Raw genomic sequence first — 8,394 nt, 5'->3', positions numbered from 1 at the left:
GAAGCTTGGGTATGGCGGACGAGGACTCTGGTCCCCGACGAGGCGGCGTGGCCGGGTGGCCGCGGATTCCCGCGCGCGGCCTGGGCCTGGTCCCCTCCTTCGCTGGCGCCGCAATCCATGGATTGCGGATAGCCCTTAAGATCCACGGCAGATTTTCCGCTCCGGGCTCCGGACGGGTCAAGGACCGCCCCTGCGGGGCGGCCGCGCTGCGGCGCGCTGCGCGCGTCCTTGAGCCGGCCGGAGCCCGGAGCAGACTGGCCACCGTGAACTTAAGGCCCGGTCCCTTCAGGGTCCGGCGCCCGCCGATTTCTCCCGCCCCCATTTCAACCGCCCCGGAGCCCATTAGGCCATGACCTCGACCACGCCGGACGCCAAGCCCCAGGTCGCCCCCGGCCCGCCCAGGGCCGCCGACGCCGCCGCCGCGCCGGGCGTGCCGTTCAGCCGCGGCTACACGCGCTACGCCATGTGGCTGCTGCTCGGCATCTATGTGATCAACTTCCTGGACCGCCAGGTGATCAACATCCTGGCCGAGCCCATCAAGCAGGAGCTGAAGCTCGCCGACTGGCAGCTCGGCCTGATGAGCGGCCTGGCCTTCGCGGTCTTCTACACCGTCCTCGGCATCCCCATCGCCCGGCTCGCCGAGCGCAAGAACCGGCCGATCATCATCGGCACGTCCGTGGCCGTCTGGAGCGGTTTCACCGCGCTCTGCGCCTTCGCCGGCAACTTCTGGCAGCTCGTCCTCTTCCGCATCGGCGTGGGCGTCGGCGAGGCCGGCTGCACGCCGCCCGCCCACTCCCTGATCGTCGACTATGTGCCCAAGGAGAAGCGGGCCTCGGCGCTCGCCTTCTACTCCATGGGCACGCCGATCGGCGGCCTCATCGGCCTGGTCATGGGCGGCATGGTCGCCGACGCCTACGGCTGGCGCGCCGCCTTCCTGATCGCCGGCGTGCCCGGCCTGCTGTTCGCAGCGCTCGCCATCTTCACCCTGAAGGAGCCGCGCCGGATCATGGCGCAGCACGCCAGCAAGGTGACCGCGGAGATGGCCAGCTTCAGCGACACCGTCCGCTACCTCGCCAAGCGCAACACCTTCTGGTTCATCGCCTTCGCCGCGGCCATCAAGGCCTTCATCGGCTACGGCCACGCGCCGTTCACCGCCTCCTTCTTCCTGCGCAACCACACCGCCGAGATCGCCAGCCTCGCCGAGTTCTGGGGCAACATCCTGGGCATCAACCTGGGCCCCATCGGCTTCATCGGCCTGGCGCTGGGCGTCATCAGCGGCACGGCCGGCGCCTTCGGCGCCTGGATGGGCGGCGTCATCGCCGACAAGTACGGCAAGCACGACCTGCGCGCCTACATGGTCACCCCGGCGATCGCCAGCCTGATCACCATCCCGATCTACATCGTCGCGGTGACCATCGAGTCCGCCTCGATCGCCCTCCCGCTGCTGGCCATCAACGCCTTCCTGGGCACCCTCTGGTACGGCCCGGTCTACGGCACCGGCCAGTCGGTGGTGCCGCCGCACATGCGCGCCACGGCCGCCGCGCTGCTGCTGTTCATCATCAACCTGGTCGGCCTGGGCCTCGGCCCCCTGGCGGTCGGCATCATGTCCGACGTCATGGCCAACGTCTTCCTGGGCGCAGACGGCCTGTCGGTGGGCGCCTGCAAGACCGCCCTCGGCGCCGCCAAGGCCACCTGCGCGGTGGGCGTGGGCGAGGGGGTCCGCTGGGCCCTGATCCTCTCCACGTCCTTCGGCCTCGCCGCCTTCGTCTGCTTCTGGCTGGCGCGCCGCACCATCCGCGAGGACACGGTGAGCTAGGCCGGCGCCGCCGGCGCCCGGGTCCCCGTCCTTAGGCGGGGACCTGGTCCTTGCCGGTTCGCATCCAGCAGCGGCCGCCGCCGATCGCCTCCACGAAGGCCCGGGACACCTCGTCCGCCGCGGCATGGCGGCCGTCGCGCACCTGCCCGGCGGTCACGACCCCGGCGTCGGCGACCAGTCCCTCGTCGCTGAGCCGCACGCCGCTCAGCGAGGCGCCGCGCAACAGCTCGACGCCCTCGCCCGTCGCCGCCAGCGGCTTGCAGTGCCGGAAGGCCTCGTTGACGAAGTGCCGCGCCTCGCCCGACTTCAGGAGCGTCGCGATGCTGTCGCGCCCGCCCGGCACGTAGACGGCGTCGAACATCACCGACGCGGCGGCGATGAACATCTTGTCGACCTTCAGCGCCTTGCCGGACGCGCCGGTGATCTCGCCGGCGAACTTCGAGACCAGCATCGCCTCGGCGCCGGCCGCCTCCAGGGCCGCGGTCATGGCGGCGACGTCCCGCTCGTCGACCCCGTCCGCCGCGAGGATGGCCACCTTGCGGGTCGCCGCCGAGGCGGGCCGCTGCGGCCGCTCCAGGCTCAGCGCCGGCGAACTGCGGCCGTGGTTCGGCTCCGCAGGCGCGGCCGGCGGGGCGACGCCCACGCCGCGGGCCACCCGCACCCCGAACTCATGGTCGATGCGGTTGAAGTGGGCGACCATGCGCTCGCGGATCGCCAGCTCCTCGACCTTGCCGATCTCGAAGTGGGCGGCCTCGACGATGTGCTCCTTCTCCACCTCGCTCATGCTGTTCCAGAACAGGGTGGCCTGGCTGTAGTGGTCGCCGAAACTGGGGCTGCGCTCGCGGACCTTCCGGCCCTCCACCTTCTCCTGATGGTGGACGTAGCCGCCGTCCATCCGTCCGGTCGTCATGGGGCAGCCGCCGCCGCGCGTGTTGGGCGAATAGTTGGTCCTGCCCCGATTGATGGTCTGGCGGTGATACCCGTCGCGCTGGTTGTTGTGCACCTGTGCGACCGGCCGGTTGATCGGGATCTCGGTGAAGTTCGGGCCGCCCAGCCGGATGAGCTGGGTGTCCAGGTAGGAGAACAGCCGGCCCTGCAGCAGCGGGTCGTTGGTGAAGTCGATGCCGGGGACCACATGGCCCGGGTGGAAGGCCACCTGCTCCGTCTCGGCGAAGAAGTTGTCGGGGTTGCGGTTCAGGACCATGCGGCCGAGGGGGCGGATCGGGACCAGCTCCTCCGGGATCAGCTTGGTGGGATCGAGCAGGTCGAAGTCGAAACCGTGCTCATCCGCCTCCTCGACGACCTGCACGCCCAGTTCGTACTCGGGGTAGTCCCCCGTCTCGATCGCCTCCCACAGGTCGCGGCGGTTGAAGTCCGGGTCCTTGCCCGCCAGCTTCTGGGTCTCGTCCCAGACCAGGGAATGGGAACCCAGCTTCGGGCGCCAGTGCCACTTCACGAAGCGGGCCTTGCCCTCGGCATTGACCAGCCGGAAGGTGTGGACGCCGAAGCCCTCCATCATCCGGTAGCTGCGCGGCAGGGCGCGGTCGGAAAGCACCCACATGATCTGGTGCAGCGACTCCGGCGTCAGCGACACGAAGTCCCAGAAGTTGTCGTGCGCCGCCGAGGCCTGCGGCATCTCGTGGTGCGGCTGCGGCTTGATCGAGTGGACCAGGTCCGGGAACTTGATGGCGTCCTGGATGAAGAACACGGGCATGTTGTTGCCCACCAGGTCGAAGTTGCCGTCCTCGGTATAGAACTTGGTGGCGAAGCCGCGCACGTCGCGCACCGTGTCGGCCGATCCCCGGAAGCCCACGACGGTGGAGAACCGGACGAACACCGGCGTCCGGGCCGACGGGTCGCGCAGGAACTTCGCCTGCGTCAGGTCCGAGAAGTCCTCGTAGCACTCGAAGTAGCCGTGCGCCGCCGACCCTCGCGCATGCACCACCCGCTCCGGGATCCGTTCGTGGTCGAAGTGGGTCAGCTTCTCCCGGAAATGGAAGTCCTCCATCAGCGTCGGCCCCCGCGGGCCGGCGGTCAGCGAGTCGTCGGTGTTGCTGACCTTCACCCCCTGGCTTGTCGTCAGGGCCGCGCCGTCGGCGTCTTCCCGGAAGGGCTCGAGCTGGTCGGATTTCGCGCGCTCGTGCGGCGGGCGCTTGTCGGCGGCCATGGAGGATCTCCGTTTCGGTGAGCCGGTCCAACGCCGCCATGCCCTGCACGGTTCTGAGTTGCAGAAGGAAGCGGCGCCGGGCGCCGCGCAGGGCGCGCCGATCCGTCCTGCGGAACCTGAGGCCTCAGCGCTTGGCGGCCTTGTCCACCACCACGCCGACCCCGGCGCCCACCGCCGCGCCCACCGGGCCGCCGACGATCAGCCCGGCCGCCGCCCCGGTCGCCGCCCGCTGCTCCACGTTGTGCCCGCACGCCGCCAGCGCCATCGCGGCCCCGCCCAGCACCAGCCCCGTCACCAACCGCCGCATCCGAAGTCCTCCGCTCACAAGCTCCACCGTCCCCTGCCCCCCGATTCCGCCCAAATTCCGGCGGCGAGATTGCCGACTAGCTGAGCTGTGAACTGGTGTCTAAGCTGCCAGGGGATGACGCGCTTCTGGTGGGTGAATCACAACCAGACCGCTCGACAAGAAGTCGAGGGCCAATACCTCTGGTCACCAAAGACCGAGAGCAACGGCGCGCGCAGCGAATTCTACAATAACATGCGGCGGGCGACGCCGGGCGACCTCGTTCTTTCCTACTATGACCAGGCGGTTCGACATGTTGGGCGGGTGGCGGATTTTGCGTTTACCGCTCCAAAACCGGCCGAATTTGGGAAGGTTGGCGCGAACTGGAGCCAAGAGGGTTGGCTGCTGCCGGTATTCTGGACTCCGGTTTCACCGCCGGTCCGGCCGAAGGCGATCATCTCCGAGCTTGCACCTTTGCTGCCGTCAAAATACTCGCCGCTGCAGCAGACATCCGGCGATGGCAATCAGAAGGCCTACCTGGCCGAGGTAGATCATGCCGTCTTCGAGCTTCTCGCAGCTCACGGCACCTTTGATCAGTTCGCCCTCTCGCGAGGAGGAGCCAACAGCCTCTCATTTGAGATTGTGAACGAAATCCTGGAGGACGCTGTCGAGCAGCAGATCGCAAGCGACACTTTGCTCGATGAGACGGAACGGCAAGCCATCATCCGCGCACGTCGAGGGCAAGGTCGGTTTCGATCCAATGTAGAGAAAATCGAGTATGCCTGCCGCCTCACGGGAGTCACAAACCCCGTATTGCTGATCGCAAGTCACATCAAACCTTGGCGGGTCTGCGAGACGGCCAATGAGCGTCTTGACGGCATGAATGGCCTTCTGCTCACGCCCGACGCCGACCTGCTCTTTGATCGAGGCTTCATCAGCTTCGCGGAGACAGGCGAGGTTCTCGTCTCGCCGCGAGTGGACAAGTCTGACCTGCGTCGGCTCGGCTTCGACCAACTGGCCATAGAGCGCTTCGGGTTCGAGGAGGCGCCGGCAGTCTGGAAGACCGAGAGTTTCGCGCCGGGGCAGCAGCGGTATCTAGGCTATCACCGGGCGCAGGTGTTCGTTAGCTAGCCCCCTTCCCCCGTCCTCGGTTTTCCCCCACGCTCCGCCCCAACGACACCGGCCCGGCCGCCCACGGGCGCCGGGACACATGGGGGAGGACACGCCGATGACCGACACGCCTTCGGGGGCGTCCGCGCCCGCGCGCACGCCGATGTTCTCCCCGGGCTACAAGACCACCGTGCTGGGCCTGCTGGTCGTCGCCTACACCTTCAACTTCATCGACCGGACGATCATCTCGACGATCGGCCAGGCGATCAAAGAGGACCTGAAGCTCACCGACGCCCAGCTCGGCTGGCTGGGCGGCCTGTCCTTCGCCCTGCTCTACACGGCGCTCGGCATCCCCATCGCCCGGCTCGCGGAGCGCCGCAGCCGGGTCAACATCATCTCCATCGCCATCGTCGTCTGGTCGGCCTTCACCGCGCTCTGCGGCCTAGCCAACAGCTACCTCATGCTGCTGCTCTGCCGGGTCGGCGTGGGCGTCGGCGAGGCGGGCCTGTCGCCGCCGGCCCACAGTCTGATCAGCGACTACTACGAGCCCAAGAAGCGGGCGAGCGCGCTGTCGATCTACTCCCTCGGCATCCCGTTCGGGACCATGTTCGGCGCCATCGCCGGCGGCTGGATCGCCCAGAACGTCTCCTGGCAGGCGGCCTTCATGCTGGTCGGCCTGCCCGGCATCCTGGTGGCCATCGCCATCAAGCTGATCGTCAAGGAGCCGCCCCGCGGCTGGAGCGACCGCGAGGTCGCCGAGGCCGCCGAAAGCCCCGGCGCGCTCGGCCGCGAGGCCTCGGAGGCCGGCGCCCCCTCGCCGCCCGACACCGCCGCCCCGGCCGAGAAGCCGCCCGGCCTGCTGGTCGTGGCCAAGCGGCTGTTCGGCTCCTGGGGCATGTTCCACATGGCCGCCGGCATCACCGTCGCCAGCTTCGCGGGCTACGGCACCGGCCAGTACGCCCCGCCCTACTTCATCCGCGAGTTCGGCCTGGGCCTGGCCACCGTCGGCCTCGCCGTCGGCCTGATCGCCGGGATCTCCAACGGCCTCGGCACCCTGCTGGGCGGCTTCCTCACCGACTGGGCGTCGAAGCGCAGCCCGCGCTGGTACGCCCTCGTCCCGGCCATCGGCCTGATCGCCGCGACGCCGATCTACATCTTCGCCTACACGCGGGAGAGCTATCAGCTCGCCTGGGCGATCCTGCTGATCCCCGGCATCCTGCACTACACCTACCTCGGCCCGACCTTCGGCGTGGTGCAGAACGCCATGGACGTGCGCATGCGCGCCACCGCCGTCGCCCTGCTGTTCTTCGTCCTGAACCTCATCGCGCTCGGCTTCGGCCCGCCGTTCACCGGCTGGTGCATCGACATGTTCGCCCAGCAGGCCTGGGCCGACGCCGGCGGCGCGGGAAGCTTCAACGCCGCCTGCCCGGGCGGCATCGGCCCCGACGGCGGCTCGGCGGCGGCCGACGCGGCCTGCCGGGCGGCGATGGCGGAGGGCACCCGCTGGGGCATCGTCTCCAACCTGCTGATCTACGCCTGGGCCGGCGTCCACTACCTGCTGGCCGCCATCACCCTGCCGAAGGACATGGCCCGGGCCCGCGCCGCCGCCGACGCCGGCGACGCCGCCGCGGCCCGCGCCTGATCCTCACCCACCTTAGGACCCTCCCATGCCCGACCAGATCCCCCAGACCGGCCTCGCGCTTCGCACCCTGATCACCGGCGCGGGCGAGCTGCGGCTCGAGCTCGTGGACCAGCCGGTCACGCCGCCCGGCCCCGACGAGGTGCTCGTGCGGATCGAGGCCGCGCCGATCAACCCTTCCGACCTCGGCCTGCTGCTCGGCCCCGCCGACCTCTCCACCGTGGCGGTCAGCGGCCCGCCGGGGCGCCCCGTGCTGACCGCCCGCGTGCCCGAGCGCTTCCTCCCCGCCGTGCGCGGCCGGCTGGACGAGTCGCTGGCCACCGGCAACGAGGGCGCCGGCGTGGTGATCGCCGCCGGCGACAACGCCCGCCACCTCATGGGCCGCACCGTCGCCGTCTTCGGCCGGGCCATGTACGCCCAGTACATCACCGCCGCCGCCGCCGACGTCCTGCCGCTGCCGGAGGGCGCGACGGCCGCCGACGGCGCCTCCTGCTTCGTCAATCCGCTGACCGCGCTCGCCATGGTCGAGACCATGCGCAACGAGGGCCACACTGCCCTGGTCCACACCGCGGCCGCCTCCAACCTGGGCCAGATGCTGAACCGCATCTGCCTCCAGGACGGGGTCGAGCTGGTCAACATCGTCCGCAAGCCGGAACAGGCCGAGCTGCTGCGCGGCATGGGCGCGAAGCACGTGGTGGATTCCAGCGCCGGGAGCTTCCTCGCCGACCTCACCGCCGCGCTCGAGGCCACCGGCGCCACCATCGCCTTCGACGCCATCGGCGGCGGCCGCCTCGCCGGCCAGATCCTGAGCTGCATGGAGACCGCCGCCGTGCGCCGGATGCCGGTCTACAGCCGCTACGGCTCCGACAGCTTCAAGCAGGTCTACATCTACGGCGGCCTCGACACCGGCCCCACGGAGCTGGTCCGCAGCTTCGGCTTCGCCTGGAGCCTCGGCGGCTTCCTGCTGACCCCGGTCCTGGCCAAGCTCGGCCCGGCCAAGGCCCAGGCGCTCCGCGACCGCGTCGCCGCCGAGCTGAAGACCACCTTCGCCAGCCGTTACAAGGCCGAGCTCTCCCTGGCCGAGGCCCTGCAGCCGGCCAACGTCGCCGCCTACGCCGCCAAGCACACCGGCGAGAAGTACCTCGTCGTCCCCAGCAAGGGCCTCTGAGCGGCGCGCCTCAGCCGGCCCTCTTCGCGTCGGCGGCCTCGAAGAAGGCGATCTGGTCGGCCCGGGCCTTGGCGAAGGCCGGGCGGGCGGTCACCCGCGCCACGTAGGACTCGGTCGCCGGCCGGTCCCCGAACGCCCGCACCAGCGGAACCCGCAGCACGTCGGCCATCAGCAGGTCGGCGACCGTGAAGCGGCCGGCCGCCAGCCATTC

At 70.0% G+C, this 8,394-nt stretch carries 6 protein-coding genes and 1 pseudogene; 4 read left to right on the top strand and 3 right to left on the bottom strand.

From position 1 onward, the window contains the following. The first annotated feature begins 349 nt into the window (after positions 1–349). Entirely contained in the window at positions 350–1,816 is a 1,467-nt protein-coding gene (locus tag V7Z97_RS17485; protein ID WP_334164718.1) for a spinster family MFS transporter, read from the top strand. 31 nt (positions 1,817–1,847) lie between these two features. Here the strand turns inward: V7Z97_RS17485 and V7Z97_RS17480 are convergent, their stop codons facing one another. Together V7Z97_RS17480 and V7Z97_RS17475 are read right to left on the bottom strand one after the other, a co-directional pair. Beyond that, positions 1,848–3,983: a catalase gene (locus tag V7Z97_RS17480; RefSeq protein WP_334164717.1), complete on the bottom strand. Its 2,136-nt coding sequence runs from the start codon at positions 3,981–3,983 to the stop codon at positions 1,848–1,850. Between the two features lie 124 nt (positions 3,984–4,107). After that, on the bottom strand, positions 4,108–4,290 hold the full coding sequence (locus V7Z97_RS17475; RefSeq protein ID WP_334164716.1) for a hypothetical protein: 183 nt from the start codon (positions 4,288–4,290) through the stop codon (positions 4,108–4,110). A 114-nt stretch (positions 4,291–4,404) separates the two neighbouring features. On the opposite strand from V7Z97_RS17475, the gene V7Z97_RS17470 reads away from it, so the two are divergent. The 3 genes from V7Z97_RS17470 (at position 4,405) to V7Z97_RS17460 (ending at position 8,183) form a co-directional block, all read left to right on the top strand. Then, positions 4,405–5,397, top strand: coding sequence for an HNH endonuclease (locus tag V7Z97_RS17470; RefSeq protein WP_334164715.1), 993 nt, complete (start codon positions 4,405–4,407; stop codon positions 5,395–5,397). Positions 5,398–5,494: 97 nt separating this feature from the next. Next, positions 5,495–7,018: a spinster family MFS transporter gene (locus V7Z97_RS17465; RefSeq protein ID WP_334164714.1), complete on the top strand. Its 1,524-nt coding sequence runs from the start codon at positions 5,495–5,497 to the stop codon at positions 7,016–7,018. Between the two features lie 25 nt (positions 7,019–7,043). Beyond that, on the top strand, positions 7,044–8,183 hold the full coding sequence (locus V7Z97_RS17460; RefSeq protein ID WP_334164713.1) for a zinc-binding dehydrogenase: 1,140 nt from the start codon (positions 7,044–7,046) through the stop codon (positions 8,181–8,183). A 10-nt stretch (positions 8,184–8,193) separates the two neighbouring features. Here the strand turns inward: V7Z97_RS17460 and V7Z97_RS17455 are convergent. Continuing rightward, positions 8,194–8,394: pseudogene (locus V7Z97_RS17455) on the bottom strand (glutathione S-transferase family protein); the annotation flags it as partial.

The organism is Phenylobacterium sp. (assembly GCF_036821595.1).
Taxonomy (GTDB): Bacteria; Pseudomonadota; Alphaproteobacteria; order Caulobacterales; family Caulobacteraceae; genus Phenylobacterium.
The sequence above is the reverse complement of the archived record's forward strand: the minus strand, read 5'-3'. Positions and strand labels throughout refer to the sequence as shown.

What these genes read in the sequence shown, in the direction of transcription:
- V7Z97_RS17460 (WP_334164713.1), top strand. Translation starts at nt 7,044, where the DNA reads ATGCCCGACCAGATCCCCCAGACCGGCCTCGCGCTTCGCACCCTGATC.
- V7Z97_RS17485 (WP_334164718.1), top strand. Translation starts at nt 350, where the DNA reads ATGACCTCGACCACGCCGGACGCCAAGCCCCAGGTCGCCCCCGGCCCG.
- V7Z97_RS17480 (WP_334164717.1), bottom strand. Translation starts at nt 3,983, where the DNA reads ATGGCCGCCGACAAGCGCCCGCCGCACGAGCGCGCGAAATCCGACCAG.
- V7Z97_RS17470 (WP_334164715.1), top strand. Translation starts at nt 4,405, where the DNA reads ATGACGCGCTTCTGGTGGGTGAATCACAACCAGACCGCTCGACAAGAA.
- V7Z97_RS17475 (WP_334164716.1), bottom strand. Translation starts at nt 4,290, where the DNA reads ATGCGGCGGTTGGTGACGGGGCTGGTGCTGGGCGGGGCCGCGATGGCG.
- V7Z97_RS17465 (WP_334164714.1), top strand. Translation starts at nt 5,495, where the DNA reads ATGACCGACACGCCTTCGGGGGCGTCCGCGCCCGCGCGCACGCCGATG.